The sequence below is a fragment of the Pseudomonas gingeri genome (assembly GCF_013386115.1).
GTDB lineage: Bacteria > Pseudomonadota > Gammaproteobacteria > Pseudomonadales > Pseudomonadaceae > Aquipseudomonas > Aquipseudomonas gingeri.
The window spans coordinates 723,438-745,846 of record NZ_JACAOR010000001.1 but is presented as its reverse complement, the minus strand read 5'-3'; the positions used below and the strand labels follow the sequence as shown (position 1 = coordinate 745,846).

Sequence of the window (22,409 nt, the reverse complement as noted above, 5' to 3'; positions counted from 1 at the left end):
TTTACCCGGCACCGAGCAACTCGGTGCCGGTTTCGGCGCTGGACAGTCCCTGTCCGCCAGCCAGCACCCGCTCGACATACTGCGCCGGTGTGCTTCCGAGCAAACTGCGGAACATGTAGATAAAGGCACTCGAACTGCGATAACCCAGGGCCTGGGCCACTTCGTTGATCGACACGCCTTCCACCAGCCGGCAGATCGCCTCGTCGACCCGCACCTGCAAGCGCCAGTGGTGAAAGGTCACGCCGGTTTCTTCCTTCATCCGCCGCGCCAGGGTTCGTGAACTGGCACCGATGCGCTCACCCCATTCTTCCAGGGTGTCGTTGTTGTCCGGACTTTGCAGGATGGCATCGCAGACCCGCCGCAACCGGCGATCCAGCGGCATCGGCAGGTTGTTGTTCTGTCGGGAGGCCTGGCCCAACAGATGAATCAGCAATCCTGAAGCCTGTTGGCGGGGTTGTTCGGCCAGGATCGGGTTGTCGTTGAGCATCAGGATCAGTTCGCGCATCAACGGCGTCATGGTCAGCACACAGCATTCATCCCAGCGCCACGGCACTGCGTGGGGCTCCAGATACACCGAGCGCATCGAGATTTCCCCGACCATCCGTACTTCATGGGTCACCCCCGCCGGTATCCACAGCGCCCGCATGGGGGCCAGGGTCCAGGCTCCGGTTTCGGTGGTCACCCGCATCAGTCCCCGTGGCGAATACATCAGTTGGATCCGGGCGTGGGAGTGGGGCTGCTGCCTGGCCCCCGAGGCATAGTCATAGGCCCTGACCACCAGCGGCGGGGCGTCCTCGGGAAATTCTCGGTAGGGGGTAATGGCTGCTTTTGGGGCGGGATGGTCGTGAGCGGCAGAAAAGCGCCAATTCTGTCCTTTCATCGATACAAGTTGTCCTGAAGCCAAGTAAACAGACTGGCAAAATTAATGCAAACCAATCGCATTTACAACCATCAGAGCCATTGATTCTCATGAGCAGAAGTATGATTGAACGCTTTGCACACGTTCCCTCGCCTTGCCGGCTGACGTTTAACCACCTTCTGTTTGCTCCCCTGGCGCTGGCTGCGGCAGTGGCGCAGGCTCAATCGTCTTCGGAGACGGTCTTGCCGCAAACCCAGATCGTCGGTGACCAGATTACACAGAATGCCGCCGTGACTGAAGGCACCGACAGCTACAAAGCGTCCCTGGTGACGGTTGGCAAGGTGCCGGTGCAGCCCAAGGACCTGCCGGGTTCGGTCTCGGTGATCACCCGCCAGCGCATGGACGACCAGGCTATGACCACGGTGGACGACGCCCTGCGCAATACACCGGGAATCACTGCCGTGACCTATGGTGACGGCACGAGCTATTTCCAATCCCGCGGCTATGCCGCCGAGGTGCAGTTCGATGGCCTGCCGGCCAACAACGGCCTGCAGTATCTGCCACAGTTCGACCTCGCGATGTACGACCGGGTCGAGGTCCTGCGCGGTCCCGCCGGGCTTCTGCAAGGCTTCGGGAACCCGGGTGGCACGGTCAACCTGGTGCGCAAGCGTCCCCAGGATGTGTTCGGCCTGACTGGCGCGGTATCGGCCGGTTCCTGGGATACCTACCGGACCGAATGGGACGTCACCGGCCCGCTGACCGACAGCGGCAACATCAAGGGGCGCCTGGGTTTCAGCGGGCGGGATGAACGGGGCTTTCAGGATGACGGCAAGACCGGCCAGGGTCTGATCTACGGCTCGCTGGCCTTTGACCTGGATCCGGACACCGAGCTGACGGTCGGCATGGCCCAGCAGAAAATCAACCTGAATGGCGTGGACTACGGCTTGTCGACGTTCACCAACGGCCGCTTTGTCGATTCGAAACGTTCGGGTTTCTACGGCACCGACTGGAGTTATGCCGACACCGACATGACCGAAATTTATGCCGATCTGGTGCATCGCTTCGGCAACGGCTGGCAGAACCGCACGGCGATCAACTACCGGACTTCGGAGGTGAGTTCCAAGTACGGCTACATCGATGGCCAGGTCAATCCCGATCGTTCGGCCGACTACTGGTTGCAGCGTCAGCAGGACCGTTATCGCTGGGTTGGCGTCGACTCCTATGTCAACGGGCCATTCGAGCTGTTCGGTCGCACCCATGAACTGATGCTCGGGGTCAATTATGCCCAGAGTCACCAGCACAGCCTGTCGGGCGGCACCAGTGGCGGGGTGGTCGACATCGACAACATCAATGTGCCCAACACTGATATTCCCTACAGCTTTGGTACCACCTCCGACACCAGCCAGTATGGCGTCTATGGACAGGTCACCTTCAAGCCGGTGGACGACTTGTCGCTGATCCTCGGCGGCCGCCAGAACCACTATGAAAGCTCGCGGCAGAACCTGCTACCTTCGAACGGAGCGACGGTCAACGATCCTGACCAGAACAAGTTCACCCCCTATGCCGGGGTGGTCTACGGCGTGAATTCCTGGCTGTCGGCGTACGCCAGCTACTCGGACATCTTCACTCCGTCGCAGGCCTTCCAGACCACCGCCAGCGGCAGCGTGCTCAAGCCGCGCACCGGTCATCAGGCCGAAGTCGGGCTCAAGGGCGATTTCCTCGATGGCCGCCTCGACGCCTCGCTGGCCGTGTTCCAGATCGACGACCAGAACCGTCCGGTGGCCGACGACGCCAACCCCGGTCGTTGGCTGGCCCAGGGCAAGGCCCGCAGCAGCGGCTTCGAGGCGCAAGTCACCGGCAAGATCCTGCCGAACTGGGATGTACAGGCCGGCTATACCTACCTGCAGACCAAGCTGCTGGGATCGGCAGCCAGCGATGGCAGCATCCAGGACCCGGAAGAACCCAAGCACATGCTCAAGCTCTGGAACACCTATCACTTCGAGGGTGACGCCCTGAACAACTGGCGTGTCGGCGGCGGCGTTCGTGCCCAGAGCCGTACCACCCGCAATGAAGTCAGCTACCAGGGCGGTTACGCGGTGGTGGATGGCCTGATCGGCTACAAGATCGACGAGCATCTGGACCTGGCCCTCAACATGAACAACCTGCTGGACCGTACCTACTATGCGCGGGTGCCTTCAAGCTACTACGGGCTGTATGGCGATCCACGCAACGCGACGCTGACCTTGCGAGTGAAGTACTGATCACCGATGACTTCGACCAGACAAACCAACCCCTCGATTCCTGGCCAGGACACCCGGCCAGGAGATTCCAGCACGCCCTTCGCGCTGTTGCTGGGCATGCTCCACGGCGCACGCAGTTGGCTTGTGCTGGCGGCCGTGGCGAGCTTGCTCAGCGGTTTCGGCAGCGCTGCCATGGTAGCGTTGATCAACCAGGCACTGTCGGTCGAGGGCGATGAGCTGGGTGCCCTCGGCCTGCGCTTCATGCTGCTGGGGATCGGCGTGCTGCTGCTGCGCCTGTTGTCGCAGACCCTGTTCCTGTACCTCGGGCAACGGGCCAAGGCCAGCGTGCGCTTGCGCACCATCGGGCATATCGCCAACGCCTCCTATGCCCACCTGGAGCGCTATGGCGGCGGGCGGCCCCTGGCGATCCTGACCGGAGACCTGGATACGCTGGTGGTACTGTTCATTAATCTGCCGACCATCATGATGCAGAGCACGGTGATCATCGGCTGCCTGACCTACCTGGGCTGGCTGTCCTGGCAGATCCTGCTGTTCGCGCTGGTGGCCATCGCCATCGGCGCGGTGGGTTTCCTGTTGGTCAACAGCCGGGCCTTGGAGCATCTGCGCGGTTCGCGGCAGCGCGAGGACGATCTGATCCAGCAATTTCGCGCCCTGTTCGACGGTGCCAAGGAACTCAAGCTGCACCGCTCCCGCCGTCGCACCTTTATCGACGACACGCTGGCGCCGCATATCGAGTCGGTGCGGGTGCAACGTACCCTGGGCTATGTGCTGTTCAGCGCCGCGTCGAGCTGGGGCAACCTGGTCCTGTTCGCCTTTGTCGGCCTGACGCTGTTCGTGCTGTCACGCACCTATGACGTCGACCATCAGGTGATGTCCGGCTACGCGATGATCTTCCTCTACATGATCCTGCCGATCGAGGGCCTGCTGGCGGCCCTGCCGACCCTGGGCTCGGCGCGCATCGCCCTGGAGCGGATCGCCCGCCTGGAGGCGCAACTGCCGGCCGAGATCGCGGGCGAGCAGGGGGAGGACAGCGGCTTTCGGTCCATCGAGTTGCGTGGTCTGAGCCACCGTTACTTTCGAGAGAAGGAAAACAGCTACTTCATGCTCGGTCCCATCGATCTGCGGTTCTCGCCGGGGGAAATCACCTACCTGATCGGAGGTAACGGCAGCGGCAAGACCACCCTGGCCAAGCTGCTGGTGGGCCTGTATGAAGGCGAGGGCGGTAGCGTGCTGCTGGACGGTGAACCGGTTGAGGCGGCGACGCGCGATGCCTACCGACAGCGCTTTTCCACGGTATTCAGCGATTTCTTCCTGTTCGATACCCTGTTGGGGGTGATGCCACCCCATCTGGAGCCCCAGGCCCGGACGCTGCTCAAGGCGCTGCAACTGGAGCACAAGGTGAGCATCGAGGACGGTGCCTTTACCACCCTCAATCTGTCCCAGGGCCAGCGCAAGCGCCTGGCCTTGCTGGTGGCGTTGCTCGAAGACCGAGCCTTCTACGTCTTCGACGAATGGGCGGCCGACCAGGATCCGGCCTTCAAGGAGGTGTTCTACAAGAGCCTGCTGCCGGACCTGAAGGCCCGTGGCAAGGCGGTGTTGGTGATCACCCACGATGATCGTTATTTCTCCCTGGCCGACCGCTGCATCAAGCTCGACACCGGCCAGATCGTTGCCGATGTGCCGGGTGCCGTCAGTGCAGAGGAGCTTCGATGAGTATGCTTGAGTCCAATCCCATCGTCGGGGCCTGCGGGTCGCTCCAGGAGCCCGATCTGTTCCGCCTGGATGGCGTCAGTGTGAAGGTGGGGGCCCGGACCCTGTTGCAGCCCATGGACCTGCGCCTCGGGGAAGGCCGTATCTATGGCCTGATCGGTCATAACGGCTCCGGCAAGTCGACCTTGCTCAAGTTGCTGGCCCGCCAGCAGTCGGCCAGTACCGGTTCGTTGCAACTGGGCGACAAACCGCTGCATGGCTGGTCGTCACGAGCCTTTGCCCGGCAGATCGGCTATCTGCCCCAGCAGCCGCCCGAAGTCGATGGGCTGCTGGTGCGGGAACTGGTGGCGTTGGGGCGGCATCCCTGGCATGGCGCCCTCGGCCGGTTTGGCGCCGAGGATCGGGACCAGGTCGAGCAGGCGATGCTCGCCACCGATGTCGCGCAATATGCCGAGCGTCCCGTCGACAGCCTCTCCGGTGGCGAACGCCAGCGGGCGTGGATTGCCATGCTGGTGGCGCAGAACTGTCGCTGCATGCTGCTCGACGAGCCGACCTCGGCCCTCGATATCGGCCATCAACTGGCGGTGCTCGAACTGCTCCGCAATCTCTGCGGGCAGCGCGGCATGGGCGCGGTGATCATCCTGCACGACGTCAACATGGCCGCACGTTTCTGTGATGAGGTCATCGCCCTGCGTGAAGGTTGTCTGCAATTGCAGATCCAGGCGCGTGAGATGCTCCAGGAGGCGCATCTCGAGCGCGTCTACGGCGTGCCGATGGGGGTGGTGGCCGATCCAGCCAGCGGGCGCCTGATAGGTTTTGCGCGATGAGTGCGCGGCTCAGTCGTCGGCGCATCCTGCAGTGGCTGGCCGGCGCGCCTCCGGCACTGTGGATGAGTCTTTCGTGGACTTCACCATCGACCTTCACGCCTTCAAGGATCATTCCGCTGAGCTGGGAACTGAGCGAAACGTTGCTGGCGCTGGGGCATGCTCCCGTCGCCTTGCCGCTGCCCGACTGGTACACCCGGACCATCGTCGAGCCGCCGTTACCCGCCGGGGTGATCGATATCGGCCTGCTATACCAGCCCAACTTCGAGCTGCTCCAGCAACTGCGGCCCGACCTGCTGATCCTGACACCCGGGCATATCGGCTTGAAACCGATGCTCGAGCGCCTGGCGCCGACGGTCACGTTGGGCGGCTACATGAGCGCCCCGCAACCTTATCCGGCCTTGCAGCAGGAGACTCGGCAGATGGCCCGGGTGCTCGATTGCCCGGTGCGCGCCGAGGCCCTGCTTGCCGAGACCGAGGAGGTCTTCGCAGCGGTGCGTCAGCTCCTAGCCGAGCAGCCTGGCATTAACGCACGGCCGACCCTCGTGGCCGATGCGGTGGATGAGTATCACCTGCGGGTGTACGGCGCCGGCAGTCTGTTCGATGCGGTACTGGCGAGGATTGGCGTAAGCAATGCGGCCCATCCCGTCGATGCCGCGCCAGGTGGCTGGGTCAGCAATTCGGCGGGATATGCCCTGGTGCCCCTGCAACGTCTTGCCGGTGTTCCCGAGGCCAACCTGCTGCTGGTCGGGCCGGTGGCGCCAAACGTACAGGCGGCTCTGCGACGTAGCCCGGTCTGGCAAGCCATGCCTTGTGTTCGCGAGGGTCGTGTGGCGCGCCTGCCAGTGATCGCACCCTATGGCGGCCTGACGTCGCTGCAACGCTTCGCCCGTGCGGTGGAGGCGGCCCTGTCTCGAACGGCCCATCAGGAGCCTGCCAGTGTCTAGTGTTCGTCTACTTTTCGTCCCTCGAGGCTGCCTGTTGCTGGTGGTCGGCCTGTTGGCGGTGGCGGCGATCCTGGCTGTCCTGCAAGCGCAGGCGATGCTGGGGGGCCGGCCGTGGTTGCCGGCGTTGCTGAGCCCGAACCCTGCTGATCTGTCCCAGGTGTTGCTGCATGAGTCGCTGTTGCCCCGTGTGGCAATGGCGCTGCTGTGTGGCGCCGCACTGGGCCTGGCCGGCACGCTGATCCAGCAGGTGCTGCGCAACCCGCTGGCCGAGCCGATGACCTTGGGCATCTTCCCTGGAGCCTATCTGGCCTTGACGCTCTACACCCTCTATGCGCCCGAGAGCTGGGCCGCTGGCCGCGAGCTGGTGGCCCTCGGTGGTGGCGCCCTGGCGGTGCTGGTGGTGTTGGCGCTGGCCTGGCCTCAGCGATTGTCGCCGATGGCGGTGATTCTGTCGGGAATGGTGGTCAATCTCTACTGCGGGGCGGTCAGCCTGGCGATCGCGCTGGTGCACTTCGATTTTCTGCTCGGGCTGCAGATCTGGGGTGGTGGTGCGCTGGAGCAGGCCGGCTGGCAGCCCAGCCGGCACCTGGCGAGCGGCGTGTTGGCTTGCGCGTGGGCGGTGTGGAGCATACGGCGCCCGCTGGCGCTGCTCGACAGCGGGGAAAGCACCGCCCGCAGCCTCGGCGCGAAGGTCGAGCGGACACGACTGATCGCACTGCTGGCGGCGGTGGTCCTGACGGCCCTGGTGGTGGCCCAGGTGGGGGTGATCGGTTTTCTCGGCCTGGCGGCCCCGGCCATGGCGCGCCTGCTCGGTGCACGCACCCTGTACCAGCGCCTGTGGTGGTCGAGTGCTATTGGCGCGGCTATCTTGTGGGCCACCGACCAGATTGTCCTGCTGCTGTCGACCGCAGACTCGCTCTCGGCCCACCTGATTCCGACCGGCACCGTTACCTCGTTACTGGGCGTGCCACTGCTGCTTGTCATGCTGCCTCGCTTGCGTAGCGGTGGGGCCGCTCACTGGAAACCGGGCTGGCCGACTGGTAGGGGGCTGACGCGGGGGCGCTGCTGGGGCCTGGTGACGCTGTTGCTGGCCGGCCTGTTTCTGTCGTTTGCCGTGTCCCAGGGGCTGGATGGCTGGCATCTCGCAGGCCCGACCCAGGTGCAGGCGCTGCTGTTCTGGCAGTTGCCCCATAGCGTGATCGCAGCCGCGTCCGGGGGGCTGTTGGCGTTGGCCGGCACCTTGCTGCAACGGGCCACGGCCAACCCGATGGCCAGTCCCGATCTGCTCGGGGTCAGCTCCGGCGGAGCCTTGGGGATAGTCGTGGTGGTCTTCATGGTGAGCCAGCCGTCACCGGCCATTCTTTTCGGCGCGTGCCTGGCGGGCTCGCTGCTCGCCCTGGGTGGGTTGCTCTGGCTGGGACGTGGTGCCTTTACTCCACAACGCCTGTTGCTGATCGGTGTCGCGGTGAGTGCCTGGTTCCAGGCGATGGTCAGTGCCACCCTGGCCAGCGGCGATCCTCGTGCGGCCTTGATGCTGCAACTGGTGACGGGTTCGATCTACTACATTCCCTCGGCCCTGGCCTGGGCCGCCGCCATGCTGTTGCTGCTCGGCCTATGCCTGGCGCCGCTGTTCTCGCGCTGGCTCAAGGCGTTTTCGCTGGGAGAGGGCGCGGCAGCGAGTGTCGGCGTGCCGGTGAGCCGTGCGCGTCTGCTGATCCTGCTGTTCGCCGGGGTATTGACCACCATGGCGACCCTGCTGGTCGGACCACTGTCCTTTATCGGCCTGCTGGCCCCGCATATCGCACGGCTGGTCGGCGCTCGTCAGCCGTTGCAACAACTATGGGTGGCAGCGGCATCTGGCGTGATCCTGATGATCGTCGCGGAATGGCTGGGCAGGCAGCTGATCTTCCCCCAGCAAATGCCTGCCGGGCTGACAGCCACTCTGTTGGGTGGGCCGTACCTGGTGCTGCTGATGCTCTATCGGCGCAAGGCCTGACGCTCAGGACTGCGCAGGCAGGGCGGCTCGGGCCTGGTCGAGTGCCGCCTCGACCTCCAGGAGCTTGAGTTCCAGCGCCTTGCTGGCCGTGCGCTGTGCATCGCTCGTCTGCTGAAGCGCGTCCGTGGCCTGTTGCGCCACCCGCAGACGCTCCTGGAGGAGGGTGCGTTCGCTTTCCAGCTGGATCGCACGATCCAGTAGCTGTTCCTCGCGGCTGGCAGCTTTGTGCAGTTGTTCCTGCGACTGCTTCACTTCTTTCATCAGCCCACGGCTTTCCGCCAGCAGACGCTCGTTGTCGCGGTGCAACTGGGTGATTTCATCCTGGCGTACCAGTGCGCTCTGCTGGGCCTGACGCAATTCCATCTGTACCTGTTGCAACTGACCTTCATGGCGACGCTGCTCCTGCTCGCGCTGCTCCCTGGCGGCACTGCGGAAGTGTTCCAGGGCGTCACGGGCATGCTGGTGCTTGTCTTCCAGCGAGCGGATCTGTTCTTCCTTGTCCTTGAGACGCAGCTCGTTGTCGCTGAGGGCCTGGCTCAGGCCGGCATTGCGGGTCTGTTCGGTCTGCAGCATGGAGCGGGTGGTCAGCAGGTCCTGGGATTCCTGCTCCAGGGCCGCCGCCTGGACCTCGAACTGCTGCTGCAACTGCTCCAGCTTCTGTGTCGCCTCCGCCTGTCGCACCTGCCATTGGGCCTGCTGTTCCTGCCACTGCGCCTCGGCCCGTTCCAGCGGTTCCCGGGCCTGTTCCTGCAGGCGCTGGGCGAGGCGGGAGACCAGCGCGGCGAGCTCTTCCTCGAGATCTTCCTGGGGCACCGCCAGGCGCTGGTCGCTTTCGGCCAGCTCCTTCAGATAGCGATGGATGGTGGTTTTCGAGCCCGTATTGCCCATTTCGATACGTACCGCATCGATGCTGGGGTTTTCGCCACGGGCGAGGATCGCCAATCGTGCGGTTTGCACCACCGCCTTGTTCACGCCGCCGCGAGCCATGTCTTCTCCTACGATTTCGTACTGTGGTATGTAGCCTGTATTTACATAGCATATCACTAAAAACAGATAAGCCAATATCGAAGGTTTTTGACATGGGATATACTGGTATTACCCCTTGTGAGAAGCGGTTTTCAGTTTTTCCCCTGCTTTTTGCGTACACCTGTCGGGATATCTGCCCATGAGCGAGCTGGATCGCTATCTGCACGCCGCCACGCGGGACAACACCCGCCGCAGCTACCGGGCGGCCATCGAGCACTTCGAAGTGAGCTGGGGCGGGTTCCTGCCGGCCACCGGCGACAGTGTGGCGCGCTACCTGGTGGCCCACGCCGGGTTGCTTTCGATCAATACCCTCAAGCTGCGCCTTTCGGCCCTGGCCCAATGGCATGACAGCCAGGGTTTTGCCGACCCGACCAAGGCGCCGGTGGTGCGCAAGGTATTCAAGGGCATTCGCGCCCTGCATCCGGTGCAGGAAAAACAGGCCGCCCCCTTGCAGTTGCAACATCTGGAGCAGGTGATCGCTTCACTGGAGGGCGAGGCCCAGGCCGCGCTGGCGCAACAGGATCGGCCACGCCTGCTGCGCGCGCGGCGCGATGCGGCACTGATCCTGCTGGGCTTCTGGCGTGGTTTTCGCAGCGATGAGCTGTGCCGGCTGGAGATCGAGCACGTGCTGGCGCAGTCGGGTACCGGGATTACCCTGTACCTGCCACGCAGCAAGAGCGACCGGGACAACCTCGGGCGCACCTACCAGACCCCTGCGCTGCAGCGGCTTTGCCCGGTGCAGGCGTATATCGAGTGGATCAACTGCGCGGCGCTGGTCCGTGGCCCGGTGTTTCGTGGCATTGATCGCTGGGGCAACCTGGGCGAGGAGGGCCTGCACGCCAATAGCGTCATTCCTTTATTGCGCCAGGCGCTGGAGCGCGCGGGTATCGCTGCCGAGCATTACACCAGCCATTCCCTGCGTCGGGGCTTCGCTACCTGGGCTCATCGCAGCGGCTGGGACCTCAAGTCGCTGATGAGTTATGTCGGCTGGAAAGACCTGAAATCCGCCATGCGCTACGTTGAGGCCAGCCCGTTTGCCGGCATGGGCCTGCTCGATGAAAAGCCGGTCCGGCAGGGATCATAAGATTTCTTCTATTAATACAGTGGGCTTATAGCGAAAACCAATCGCGAGCATCAGCTTTGCCAATGAGCCAGAACGCAAAAGAATGGCTAGGATTCTCCCATCAACTTCTTAACCCCTGACGGAGAGTCAACGATGCCTATCATCAACAGCCAAGTTAAACCGTTCAAAGCAACCGCTTACAAAAACGGCAATTTCGTCGAAGTGTCGGACGCTGACCTGAAAGGCAAATGGTCGGTAGTGTTCTTCTACCCAGCCGACTTCACCTTCGTCTGCCCGACCGAACTGGAAGACCTGGCTGACAACTACGATGCGTTCCAGAAACTGGGCGTGGAAATCTACAGCGTGTCGACCGACACCCACTTTGCCCACGCTGCCTGGCACAACACTTCGCCAGCCATCGGCAAGATCCAGTACACCATGATCGGCGACCCGACCCTGACCATCTCCCGCAACTTCGACGTACTGATCGAAGAAGCTGGCCTGGCCGACCGTGGCACCTTCGTGATCAACCCTGAAGGCCAGATCAAGATCGTTGAACTCAACGATGGCGGCGTAGGCCGTGACGCTTCCGAGCTGCTGCGCAAGATCAAGGCCGCTCAGTACGTTGCTGCCCACCCGGGCGAAGTCTGCCCAGCCAAGTGGCAGGAAGGCGAGGCAACCCTGGCTCCGTCCCTGGACCTGGTCGGCAAAATTTAAGCCTGTGAGTCAGCCAAGGGCGGTCATCCGCACTTCATAAGTCAGCCGCACCGCCCAATAACGCCCGGGTGGTAATCACCTGGGCGTTGTTATTTCTACCGTATTGAAAAAGGGAAATCGCCCGCATGTTGGACGCCAATCTTAAAGCCCAGTTGAAGTCGTACCTGGAACGGGTTACGCAACCGATCGAGATCGTCGCCTCCCTCGATGACGGCGCGAAATCTCAGGAAATGCTCGCGCTGCTCAAAGACGTCGCCAGTCTTTCCACTCAGATCACCTTGTTGGACAACGGCACCGATGCGCGCAAGCCATCGTTCTCGTTGAATCGCCCGGGAGCCGATATCAGCCTGCGTTTCGCCGGCATCCCGATGGGCCATGAATTCACTTCGCTGGTGCTGGCCCTGCTGCAAGTCGGCGGCCACCCATCGAAGGCTAGTGTCGAAGTGATCGAACAGATCCGCTCGCTCAAGGGCGAGTTCAACTTCGAGACTTATTTCTCGCTGTCCTGCCAGAACTGCCCGGACGTGGTCCAGGCGCTGAACCTGATGGCGGTACTGAACCCGAACATCCGTCACGTCGCCATCGACGGCGCGCTGTTCCAGGACGAAGTCAACGATCGCAAGATCATGGCCGTACCGAGTATCTACCTCAATGGCGTGAACTTCGGCCAGGGTCGCATGGGCCTCGAGGAAATCCTCGGCAAGCTCGACACCGGCGCCATCGAGAAACAGGCGGAAAAACTCAACGCCAAGGATGCCTTTGACGTCCTGGTGGTCGGTGGTGGCCCGGCGGGTGCCGCGGCAGCGATCTATGCCGCCCGCAAAGGCATCCGTACCGGTGTCGCGGCCGAGCGTTTTGGTGGCCAGGTACTGGACACCATGGCCATCGAGAACTTCATCTCGGTCCAGGAAACCGAAGGGCCTAAGCTGGCCAGCGCCCTGGAAGAGCACGTCCGCCAGTACGACGTCGACATCATGAACCTGCAGCGCGCCAGTGCCCTGGTGCCGGCGAAGAATGCCGGCGAGCTGCACGAGGTGCGCTTCGAAAGCGGTGCCAGCCTCAAGGCCAGGACCGTGATCCTCGCCACCGGTGCCCGCTGGCGTGAAATGGGCGTGCCGGGTGAGCAGGAATACAAGGCCAAGGGCGTGTGCTTCTGCCCACACTGTGATGGCCCGCTGTTCAAGGGCAAGCGTGTCGCGGTGATCGGTGGCGGCAACTCCGGTGTCGAGGCGGCCATCGACCTGGCCGGTATCGTCAGCCACGTGACCCTGCTGGAGTTCGACAGCAAGCTGCGCGCCGACGCCGTTCTGCAACGCAAGCTGTACAGCCTGCCGAACGTCAACGTCATCACCAGTGCGCTGACCAGTGAAGTCAAGGGCGATGGCCAGAAGGTCACCGGCCTGGTCTACAAGGACCGCGATTCGGGCGAGTTCAACACCATCGACCTGGAAGGCATCTTCGTGCAGATCGGTCTGCTGCCGAACACCGACTGGCTCAAGGGCAGTGTCGAGTTGTCGCCACGGGGCGAGATCATTGTCGATGCACGCGGTGAAACCTCGCTGCCGGGGATCTTCGCTGCCGGTGACGTCACCACGGTGCCGTACAAGCAGATCGTGATCGCGGTAGGCGAGGGCGCCAAGGCTTCGCTGAGTGCCTTCGATCACCTGATCCGCACCTCCGCTCCAGCTTGATCCATCAGGCTTGATTGATCGTTCCCACGCTCTGCGTGGGAATGCCTTCCTGGACGCTCTGCGTCCGCTCTTGTGACGCAGAGCGTCACGGGCTGCATTCCCACGGGGACCGTGGGAACGATCATCATCAGCGTGGGAACGATCATCAGATCATCAAAAAAGCCCCATGGATCGACGATCCATGGGGCTTTTGCGTTTCAGGAGCGAGAATCAGGCGTCTTGCAGCGGCGCCGGCTGGATGATCTCGACCCAGTAGGCATCCGGATCCTTCACGAAGGCAAGGCTTTTCATGCGGCCGTCGCTCAGGCGTTTCTGGAATTCCACGCCCAGGGTTTCGAAGCGCTCGCAGGCAGCACGGATATCCGGCACCGAGATGCAGATATGGCCGAAGCCCCGTGGATCGGTATTGCCGTTGTGGTAGGCAAAATCAGGGTCATTCTCGGTGCCGTGGTTGTGGGTCAGTTCCAGGATGCCGGGAATCGACTTCATCCATTGCGTGCGCTGCGCCGCATCGGCCGGGATCTGCGACTTGTCCACCAGGGCCAGGAAATACAGGCTGAACTCGGCTTCCGGGAAATCACGTTTCTCCACCAGGGAAAAACCCAGTACGCGGGTGTAGAAGTCCAGGGACTTGGTAGCGTCCTTGACGCGCAGCATGGTGTGGTTGAACACGAAGCCCTGGGTGGCGGTGTCGGGTTGGGCGGTAACGCCGGGGAAGGTGTTCAGGTCGTACAGGCTCATAGGCCCTCCGCGAAGGTGATGAAGGCGGTCGATCGATGAGGCGCCAGCACAGGCTGGCCGGTCTCTGACCTTGTGGGACACAGGATGATACGGAAAGTGCGATCACGCTCCAAATCCTGTGGCTCGATTCTAGGCATTCGTGCCGGCGCGGAGGTAATAGCGGGGTACTTCAGAGGGGGGTAATGAGTTATATGAAGTGCGGGCAGATAAACATCGAGGCATAAAGAAGCCCGCCGAAGCGGGCATTGGGGCGCTAATCCTTTAGCAGCCTTCATCCTGTAAGAGTCGATGTGAAAAAAACGTGAAGGCTTCGAACGGGTATCTTTTATCCGACCGGCGTCGTGGCTGGCGGTGAAGGACGGATCTGTGCGGGATTTTTTACAGCGTCTGCTTCGAATGGAAATAACTGACAGCGTGCAAGGAATATGCGGTACTTAATGGCCAGTTGTCATTAGTTACGCGGGAGATGAAAGTAGCAACACGATGGAACTCCGTCGGACGCAACCTGTCCTTGCGCATGTTTACGGTGATGTTGGCGCGGGACACACTTTGAAAGAGTCGCGCGAAGGTATGGCTTGTTAATCCTGTTTCGTGTTGTTCTTCCATAAAAAAACCCTGCGTTTGCAGGGTTTTTAGTGGAGGGGGAAAGAAGTTAACCGCGCAGCCAGGAGTCCACGGTGGCGGCACCGTATTGTTCTTTCCAGGCTTTGAGCCCACGGTGATTACCGCCCTTGGTTTCGATCAGTTCTCCCGTATGAGGGTTCTGATAGACCTTGACCACGCGAGCACGGCGCTGCTTGGGCGCATGGGCGGCCTTGGCGCTGGAGGCCTGTGGATCGAGGATGGCGTTGACCTCCCGCAGGCTCTTGCCATAGGTCTTCATCAGGTCTTTGAGTTTTTTCTCGAACTCGATTTCCTTCTTGAGCCCGGCATCGTTTTTCAGGGCTTCCAGCTGAGCGAGTTGTTCTTGAAGGGCTTTTTCTGCGGCGCGAAATTCAGCGAGTCTGGACAAGATTTTTACTCCAATAGTCTATTCGGTTGCCATGAACCTATAACAAAGAGACAAGCCGTCGCTTACAGTCGATCCCACCAGACACTGTCCACAGTGCCCTGAATACGCTGGGTCATTATGTATAAACCCGAGGCTTTCCCGTCAATTTACTGCTGGCAGGAAAAAGTGTAGTAGTTATCGGCTCAGGAGTAAATCATAGAGCGAAAGTAGTACCGCGAAAGTACTGGAGTTACCGTCGCGGTGTTTTGCATGGCCGACTAATCGGCGCGTTGCTGCTTGAGACTGTTGAGAAAGTCGGCGGCCGGCAACGGTTTTCCAAACAGATAGCCCTGCAGGAAGTCGACCCCGCGCGAAGCCAGGTAATCACGTTGCTCCACGGTTTCCACGCCTTCGGCAACGATGCCCAGTTCGAGCTTGCCGCTCAACTCGATAATACTGTCCAGAATATGCCGCGACAGTGCGTCGTGACCGATCATGGCGACGAAACTCTGGTCGATCTTCAGGTAGTCGACATTGAACTTGCGCAGATAATTCAGGCTGGAGTGCCCGGTGCCGAAGTCATCGATGGCGACCATCACGCCCAACCCGCGCAACTGTTCGAACAGTTGGTGGGTAATGGCGCTGGGTTCGATCAACTCCCGTTCGGTCAGTTCCAGCACCAGCCTGACCTGCCCTGGAGCGAAGGCGGCGAGAAACTGCCGGCAGTCCTCCACCAGTTCCAGGTCATGGCAATGGCTGGCGGTAATGTTCACGCCGACGTGAAAGCCGGGCTCGAAGGTGTCCGAGTGCGGGGCGAGGAGGGTAGCGGTCTGCTGCAATAGCGAACGGGTCATGGGCACGATCAGGCCGGTATGCTCGGCGAAGGGAATGAACAGATCCGGGCGCACCAGGCCTTCGCGGGGATGATTCCAGCGCATCAACACTTCCAGGCCTGACCATTTCAAGCTGTCGCTGTGCACCACGGGCTGGAAATACGGAATGAACTCCCGGGCTTCGAGTGCCCGCTGCAACTCATGGCTCGGCGCGCCGGAGCGTTTCTGCAGCCAGCGTGTGGTGAGACCGGCCAAGACGCCGAATACCAGGAGCAGGGCCAGCAGTTCCGGATATTCCTTGCCGACGTAGCGCCAGGTTTCTCCCTCGGGAAAGCCCGCGCTGACGCTGAACGGAAAGCGCGTGGAGCGCAGGGTGGTAGGGGCAACGGCGAAGGAGGGCGCCTTGCCGGCGAGTACCTGGCCCTGGCCGGAGGTCCAGACATTGCCGACCTGCAGGACCAGGCCGGCCTCGCGGCCGATCAGGCGCAACAGATTGCCCAGGTGGTAACCGTCGATACTGACCATCGCCGCACCGTTGCCTTGCTGCAGGCGAAGGACCAGCAGCGACGACTTGGGCGTGACCGGATTGCCATCCATCAACCAGAGCCGGCCACCGACATAATCGCTCGGATTGACCACCTCCTGGTAAGGGCCGAACAACGAGGTGCAATACAGGTTGTTGTCCCAGGCCAGGTTGGCGGCGCGCACGAACGGGCGGCGGGTCACCTGCTCGCGCAGGGCCAGCTCGACCTCGGCGCAGGGCCGCCCCGCCAGCGGCACGATGGCATGGGCCGACAGCTCGGCATTGTCGAGCATCAGTTCGAACTGTTTCAGGGCTTCGTCGGCGGTTTCCCGGCTATGGGCGTTCAAGGCCCGGTCGGCCTGCCAGTGAAGGATGGCGATGCCCGAGAGGATGGGCAGCAGGCCGATCAACAGGCTCAGCCCGTAACGGGCAGACCAGGAGCGAGAACCCTTGACGGTCAGTGGCATTCGGGAAACCTGTGTGGGCAGGGAGCGGTAGACGGATGATAGTTGGCGGTTGTGGCGTGCGTATGCTCAGCGGTAATCGAAACCGGTCGCCAGATCGATGAATGCCTGGGTCGCTGGCGAAACCTCGCGGCGGTCGAGCACGGCGATACCGATTTTGCGCTTGACCGGCGGTGACAACGGTCGGCTGATATAGCCCGGGGCCGGGTGCTCGGGCAACGATTGTTCGGCGATGACCGTCAGGCCCTCGCCGCGGGCCACGGTCGCCAGGATGCTGAGCAACTGCGCGGTGCGGTAACGCACATCCGGCACCAGGCGCTGGGCCGCGAACAACCTGGAGACCAGTTCACCGGAGCCGGCACCGGTGAGAATGAAGGGTTCCCCGCAGAGATCCTGCAACTCGACCGACGCCTTCTGGCCGAGCGGATGGCCTGTCGGCAGCAGCGCGACCATCTGGTCTTCCACCAGGGCGAAGGTATCGAAGCGTTCCTCGGGCAGGACCACGAAACCGATATCGATGCGTCGATCCTCCAGCCACTCCAGCACTTGCCGGTCCGGCCCCTCGTCGACATGCACCTGGATCCCCGGGTGCTCGCGCCGGTAGCGTTCGAGGAGCGCCGGCAGCAGCTTGCTGGAGGCGGTCGGGCCAAAGGAACCGATGCGCAGGGTGCCGCTTTTCATGCCGCGGGCATCGGCGGCTTCCTGTTTCAGGGTGTCGGCCAGGCCCAGCATGGCGCGGGCCCGTTGCAGCAGGCGGGCGCCGATATCGGTCAGTTCGACCTTGTGCTGATGGCGGCGGATCAGTTCCACCCCCAATTCCTGCTCCAGCCCCTTGATCGCGTGGGATACCGCGGACTGGCTGATCCCCAGCCGCTGGGCCGCGGTGGTGAAGCCTTGCAGCTCGGCGACCAGGGAAAACACTTCCAGTTGGGTCAGAGTCATGAGCGTTTACTCATTTTACGATGATCGAGAATAAATAAAATAATGCGCGCAGGTTAGCAACAGGTCGGGCCAACGCCCAGGAGAAAACATGCATACCCAGGCACCTGCCTTCAGCCCCAGTCATGATCTGTGGGTGTATTTCAAGCTCGCCGGGGTCTCGATGATCTGGGGCGGGACTTTTGTCGCCGGGCGTTTCCTTTCCGCCGATATCGCGCCGTTGCTGCTGGCGAGCCTGCGCTTCCTGCTGGCCAGCCTGATCCTGCTGGTGTTTATCGCGGTGGCCCGGATTCCGCTGGTGCTGCCCGACAGAAAGCAGTTCGCCCAACTGGCGGTGCTGGGCCTGTTCGGTATCTTTCTCTACAACCTGTGCTTCTTCTACGGCCTGCACTACATCAATGCCTCGCGGGCATCGCTGATCGTGGTGTTGAACCCGGCGGTGTTCGGGCTGGCCTCGTGGCTGTTCTTCAAGGAGCGCCTGGGGCCCCTGAAAATCCTCGGCATCCTGGTCTGCATGGGCGGAGCGGGGCTGGTGATCGTCAGCGGCAACCGCAACCTGTTCGAAGGCGCGAGCCAGGCCTGGATCGGCGACCTGCTGATCTTCGGTTGCGTGCTGTCCTGGGCGGTCTACTCGCTGTTTTCGCGCCACCTGACGCGGGCCCTCGGACCGCTGACCACCGTGACGTATTCGATCTGGCTCGGCACGGCGATGCTCTGGCTGGCGACCTGGCTGCGCGGGGAGGCGAGCCTTGACGTGATCGACGCCTTGACTGCGCCCCAACTGCTGAGCCTGGTCTACCTCGGCGGCCTGGGTTCGGCCCTGGCCTATATCTGGTATTACGACGGTATCCAGCGTATCGGCGCGACACGCGCCGGTGTATTCATCGGCCTCAATCCGCTGACTGCGGTGATCTGCGGCGCACTCTTGCTGGGGGAGCAGTTGACGTCGATCATGTGCCTGGGCGGTGTGCTGATCATGGCCGGTATCTACCTGTGCAACCGGCCGGCGCGGCTGTTGCCCAAACGGTAATGCAAAAGGGATACGGACAAAACGGTTTACGCCATGTAGAATCAATTTACGCCTATAAGAATAAAGTCTCATGAAGCTACTTGGGTTCCAACTGATCTACGGCGACTTTCTTGCCCGCAGCGTGCGGGGAATTTCCTGTGCGCCACCCGCCAGCGTCCGCATCGACAGCAACTAACCGACCGTTACTTGATTGATATGATGAGGCGCCACCATGGCAGATATCTTCGAAAACCCAATGGGCCTGATGGGCTTTGAATTCATCGAATTCGCATCGCCGACCCCGAACACCCTGGAGCCGATCTTCGAGATCATGGGCTTCACCAAGGTCGCGACCCACCGTTCCAAGAACGTGCACCTGTACCGTCAGGGCGCGATCAACCTGATCCTCAACAACGAACCCCACAGCGTGGCCTCGTACTTCGCAGCCGAGCACGGCCCGTCGGTCTGCGGCATGGCTTTCCGTGTGCAGAACGCCCAGAAAGCCTATGCCCGTGCCCTGGAGTTGGGTGCCCAGCCGATCCATATCGCCACCGGTCCGATGGAACTGAACCTGCCGGCGATCAAGGGTATCGGCGGCGCGCCGCTGTACCTGATCGACCGTTATGGCGAAGGCAGCTCGATCTATGACATCGACTTCGTCTACCTCGAGGGCGTCGACCGTCACCCACAGGGCGCGGGCCTGAAGATCATCGACCACCTGACCCACAACGTCTACCGCGGGCGCATGGCCTACTGGGCGAAGTTCTACGAGACGCTGTTCAACTTCCGCGAGATCCGCTACTTCGACATCAAGGGCGAATACACCGGCCTGACCTCCAAGGCCATGACCGCTCCGGACGGCATGATCCGCATCCCGCTGAACGAAGAGTCATCCAAGGGCGCCGGGCAGATCGAAGAGTTCCTGATGCAGTTCAACGGCGAGGGCATCCAGCACGTGGCGTTCCTCACCGACGACCTGGTCAAGACCTGGGACCAGTTGAAGAAGATCGGCATGCGCTTCATGACCGCGCCGCCGGAAACCTACTACGAGATGCTCGAAGGCCGCTTGCCCAACCACGGCGAACCGGTCGCGGAGCTGCAATCGCGCGGCATCCTGCTGGACGGTTCCTCGCAAGAGGGTGACAAGCGACTGCTGCTGCAGATCTTCTCGGAAACCCTGATGGGCCCGGTGTTCTTCGAGTTCATCCAGCGCAAGGGCGACGATGGCTTCGGCGAAGGCAACTTCAAGGCGCTGTTCGAGTCCATCGAGCGTGACCAGGTCCGTCGTGGCGTGCTCGCGACCGAGTGACGTCCGACACGATCCCTGTGGGAGTCGGGCTTGCCCGCGGAGCTTTTAGCGCCTTCAAGGCCCTCTTCGCGGGCAAGCCCGCTCCCACACAAGCCAGGCCCACACACCCGCGCTTTCGCCGGGTCTTGCCGGGTCTTGCAAGCGTTTTCAGCCAAACAACCCCGCCGCGATATTGATCGAAAACCCCAGGATCGCCGTGTTGAACAGGAAACCGATCAGCGACTGCGCCAGCACCACCTTGCGCAACGCCTTGGTCGCGACCCCGACATCCGACGTCTGCACCGCCACGCTGATGGTGAACGAGAAGTACAGGAAGTCCCAGTAGTCCGGATGCTGCTCGCCATCGGCAAAGCGCAGCGGCGGGGCCTTCTCCTCGGACAGATAAAACTGCCGCGCATAGTGCACGCTGAAAATCACCCCGATCAGCAACCATGAACCCAGTACCGTCAATCCGGTAAAGGCGTAGCGCAGGGCCCTGGCATGGCTGTCCAGATCCTTGCTGCCGGCCAGCTCGAAAGTGATCGCCGCCAGGCTGGCAATCGCCGCGATGGACACCATCAACAGCACCAGGCCGGCATTTTCATCCTCACGTTCGACAAAGCGCTGCACATCCTCGGGCCTGGCCATCACCGTCAACCACATCATCAGTGCCAGGTAAGCCCAGACGCCGGCATTCCAGCCGACCAGGATCTTGTTCAGCAGCGGACTGACCGGGGCGAGTACACCCACGGCGAGGCCGAGGAGGGCGGCGATGGTCAGGCGCGGATGGGTGCGGGCTAAATGGGGCATAAAGGCTCGTGTTCGAAAAATATTCATGCACCTTAGCATGTGGCCCCGGCAGAACTCGGGTTCCTCGTTCTGTCATATCCGCTCAAGGGCCGCCCGTGTCTTGCCGCCTGTAGCGACGGGCTCTTTGCCACTCCCGTAAAACCCCCGCCATTACGGGGTGAAAGTGCTGCGAACACCCGAGAATTTATTTGAAAATCAATGAGATTCACCCGAGGTTTTTTCCCTGATCTGTCACCGGAAATTGAGAACTTCTGTCCCATGGCCTCAGCCCACAAGTCGTCTGGAACCAAGGCGACGCATCGAGTGCCATGGCGTCACGAACGAGCAAACAACTCAACGTACGAACACGACGAAAGGAGATTCTTCATGTTTAAGCGCACTCTGATGGCCGCCTCCCTGGCTGTTGCTGCACTGGCTTCGGCCCAATCGATGGCCGCCGTAGTGGGTGGCGGCGCCACTCTGCCAGAAGGCCTGTACAACGACTCGGCATTCCGTCCTTCGACCTTCGACGTTTACGTCGGTGTGGGTAGCGGCGCGGGCAAGACGGCCTTCCTGAAAAACGACGCCACTCAATTCGGCAAGGCCGCTGGCGTGCCAGTCAGCTACGCCGGTAGCGACTCGATCCTCAGCAGCGGTACTTCCACCGCCGAGCTCGAAACCTACAACACCGCTCACAACACCGCTGGTCTTCCTAACGCCGCCAACTGGGGTCCGCTGATCCAGATTCCATCGGTGGGCACTTCGGTCACCATCCCTTACAACAAGTCGGGTATCACCAACCTTGACCTGACCAGCGCCCAACTGTGCCAGGCTTTCTCCGGCCAGGCCGCTACCTGGGGTGCTCTGCTCGGCACTACCGACACCACGCCAATCGTCGTGGTCTACCGTTCCGGTAGCAGCGGTACTTCCGAAGTACTGTCGCGTCACCTGAACAGCCAGTGCCCAACCCTGTTCACCACCAGCAGCACCTTCACTACCGCTCAGACTGGCGCAGAACCAGCCAACTGGATCGCGGTGGCGACCAGCGGCGACATGGCATCCACCGTAGCCGCCACTCCAGGCGCCATCGGTTATGTCGGTCCGGACAGCGTCGACGCCACCAACAATGCTGTGGTAGCCAAGGTCAACGGCCTGCTGCCAACCGTTGGCAACGTCACCACTGCCCTGAGCGCCATCGCTCCTCCTACCGGTACTGCCCGCAACAACCCTGCCAACTGGGCGCCTGTGTTGGCTAACCCGGCCACTGGCTACAGCCTGGTTGCCTACACCTTCCTGGATATCGGTCAGTGCTACCGTGATGCTGCGGTCACCACTTCGGTGCGTGATTTCATGACCAAGCACTACGGCGCGATCTCGAACAACGACTCGATCATCACCGCCCACAAGTTCATTCCATTGAGCGGTACCTGGAAATCCGCAATTCGCGGTGCCTTCCTGACTTCCAACAGCCTGGCAGTCGGCGACACCAGCGTCTGCAACGGCATCGGCCGTCCGCTGTAACCTTCGGGTTTCATCGGTTTTCACCCGGAACCGGCGGTAGCCCAAGGCTATCGCCGGTTCTTCCATCAGGGGTGTTTTCATTTCCGGACCGGAGCCTGTCAGTGCCGGTCAATCGATCTGGCCCCGCCATTCACGTTTTCGTGAACTTTCCATGACAAGCGTTCGGTCCCGCCCCTCGCCAACCGCCTTCTTCTTATTAGCCGTCCCTGCGTCCCGG

Annotated in this window: 18 protein-coding genes; 11 read left to right on the top strand and 7 right to left on the bottom strand. The window is 61.9% G+C overall.

Annotation, left to right across the window (positions count from 1 at the left end):
* Window position 1: 1 nt before the first annotated feature.
* Complete coding sequence (locus HX881_RS03070) at window positions 2-880, bottom strand: AraC family transcriptional regulator (protein WP_083875452.1); 879 nt, start codon at window positions 878-880, stop codon at window positions 2-4.
* A 221-nt stretch (window positions 881-1,101) separates the two neighbouring features.
* Between HX881_RS03070 and HX881_RS03065 the strand changes: the two genes are divergently transcribed.
* From HX881_RS03065 to fhuB, 5 genes are read left to right on the top strand one after another with little or no spacing between them, the layout of a single operon-like run.
* On the top strand, window positions 1,102-3,120 hold the full coding sequence (locus HX881_RS03065) for a TonB-dependent siderophore receptor (protein WP_017128513.1): 2,019 nt from the start codon (window positions 1,102-1,104) through the stop codon (window positions 3,118-3,120).
* Between the two features lie 6 nt (window positions 3,121-3,126).
* Complete coding sequence (locus HX881_RS03060) at window positions 3,127-4,833, top strand: cyclic peptide export ABC transporter (protein ID WP_083875451.1); 1,707 nt, start codon at window positions 3,127-3,129, stop codon at window positions 4,831-4,833.
* A gap of 56 nt (window positions 4,834-4,889) precedes the next feature.
* Window positions 4,890-5,657, top strand: a complete 768-nt coding sequence (locus tag HX881_RS03055) for an ATP-binding cassette domain-containing protein (RefSeq protein ID WP_042936582.1) — start codon at window positions 4,890-4,892, stop codon at window positions 5,655-5,657.
* Complete coding sequence (locus HX881_RS03050) at window positions 5,654-6,601, top strand: ABC transporter substrate-binding protein (RefSeq protein WP_177082686.1); 948 nt, start codon at window positions 5,654-5,656, stop codon at window positions 6,599-6,601. Before HX881_RS03055 ends, HX881_RS03050 begins: the two co-directional genes overlap by 4 nt.
* On the top strand, window positions 6,594-8,597 hold the full coding sequence (gene fhuB, locus HX881_RS03045) for a Fe(3+)-hydroxamate ABC transporter permease FhuB (RefSeq protein WP_177082684.1): 2,004 nt from the start codon (window positions 6,594-6,596) through the stop codon (window positions 8,595-8,597). The genes HX881_RS03050 and fhuB overlap by 8 nt, the downstream gene beginning before the upstream one ends.
* A gap of 3 nt (window positions 8,598-8,600) precedes the next feature.
* Here the strand turns inward: fhuB and HX881_RS03040 are convergent, their stop codons facing one another.
* Window positions 8,601-9,584 carry a DNA-binding protein gene (locus HX881_RS03040; RefSeq protein ID WP_103032496.1) on the bottom strand — a complete coding sequence of 328 codons (984 nt, stop codon included), beginning with the start codon at window positions 9,582-9,584 and terminating at the stop codon, window positions 8,601-8,603.
* 178 nt (window positions 9,585-9,762) lie between these two features.
* On the opposite strand from HX881_RS03040, the gene HX881_RS03035 reads away from it, so the two are divergent.
* The 3 genes from HX881_RS03035 to ahpF all read left to right on the top strand — a co-directional run bounded on the left by HX881_RS03035 (window position 9,763) and on the right by ahpF (window position 13,094).
* Window positions 9,763-10,707, top strand: coding sequence for a site-specific integrase (locus HX881_RS03035; RefSeq protein WP_177082682.1), 945 nt, complete (start codon window positions 9,763-9,765; stop codon window positions 10,705-10,707).
* Between the two features lie 132 nt (window positions 10,708-10,839).
* Window positions 10,840-11,403 (top strand): alkyl hydroperoxide reductase subunit C, encoded by a 564-nt coding sequence (ahpC, locus tag HX881_RS03030; protein WP_017128507.1) that lies wholly within the window; start codon window positions 10,840-10,842, stop codon window positions 11,401-11,403.
* A 125-nt stretch (window positions 11,404-11,528) separates the two neighbouring features.
* A complete protein-coding gene (gene ahpF, locus HX881_RS03025; RefSeq protein ID WP_017128506.1) occupies window positions 11,529-13,094 on the top strand; it encodes an alkyl hydroperoxide reductase subunit F in 1,566 nt (521 codons plus the stop codon).
* Between the two features lie 210 nt (window positions 13,095-13,304).
* Here the strand turns inward: ahpF and gloA are convergent, their stop codons facing one another.
* The 4 genes from gloA to HX881_RS03005 all read right to left on the bottom strand — a co-directional run bounded on the left by gloA (window position 13,305) and on the right by HX881_RS03005 (window position 17,588).
* On the bottom strand, window positions 13,305-13,835 hold the full coding sequence (gene gloA / locus HX881_RS03020) for a lactoylglutathione lyase (protein ID WP_177082680.1): 531 nt from the start codon (window positions 13,833-13,835) through the stop codon (window positions 13,305-13,307).
* A 652-nt stretch (window positions 13,836-14,487) separates the two neighbouring features.
* Complete coding sequence (locus HX881_RS03015) at window positions 14,488-14,847, bottom strand: histone-like nucleoid-structuring protein, MvaT/MvaU family (protein WP_017128504.1); 360 nt, start codon at window positions 14,845-14,847, stop codon at window positions 14,488-14,490.
* Between the two features lie 257 nt (window positions 14,848-15,104).
* Complete coding sequence (locus HX881_RS03010; protein ID WP_177082678.1) at window positions 15,105-16,649, bottom strand: EAL domain-containing protein; 1,545 nt, start codon at window positions 16,647-16,649, stop codon at window positions 15,105-15,107.
* A 66-nt stretch (window positions 16,650-16,715) separates the two neighbouring features.
* Window positions 16,716-17,588, bottom strand: coding sequence for a LysR family transcriptional regulator (locus HX881_RS03005; protein WP_177082676.1), 873 nt, complete (start codon window positions 17,586-17,588; stop codon window positions 16,716-16,718).
* Between the two features lie 88 nt (window positions 17,589-17,676).
* On the opposite strand from HX881_RS03005, the gene HX881_RS03000 reads away from it, so the two are divergent.
* Window positions 17,677-18,615, top strand: coding sequence for a DMT family transporter (locus HX881_RS03000; protein WP_177082674.1), 939 nt, complete (start codon window positions 17,677-17,679; stop codon window positions 18,613-18,615).
* Window positions 18,616-18,826: 211 nt separating this feature from the next.
* Window positions 18,827-19,903, top strand: coding sequence for a 4-hydroxyphenylpyruvate dioxygenase (gene hppD, locus HX881_RS02995; protein WP_177082673.1), 1,077 nt, complete (start codon window positions 18,827-18,829; stop codon window positions 19,901-19,903).
* Between the two features lie 147 nt (window positions 19,904-20,050).
* Here the strand turns inward: hppD and HX881_RS02990 are convergent, their stop codons facing one another.
* Entirely contained in the window at window positions 20,051-20,692 is a 642-nt protein-coding gene (locus HX881_RS02990) for a DUF1345 domain-containing protein (protein ID WP_177082672.1), read from the bottom strand.
* A 366-nt stretch (window positions 20,693-21,058) separates the two neighbouring features.
* Here HX881_RS02990 and HX881_RS02985 point away from each other — a divergent pair, with 366 nt between their 5' ends.
* Window positions 21,059-22,192 carry a substrate-binding domain-containing protein gene (locus tag HX881_RS02985; RefSeq protein ID WP_017128498.1) on the top strand — a complete coding sequence of 378 codons (1,134 nt, stop codon included), beginning with the start codon at window positions 21,059-21,061 and terminating at the stop codon, window positions 22,190-22,192.
* Window positions 22,193-22,409: the final 217 nt, after the last annotated feature.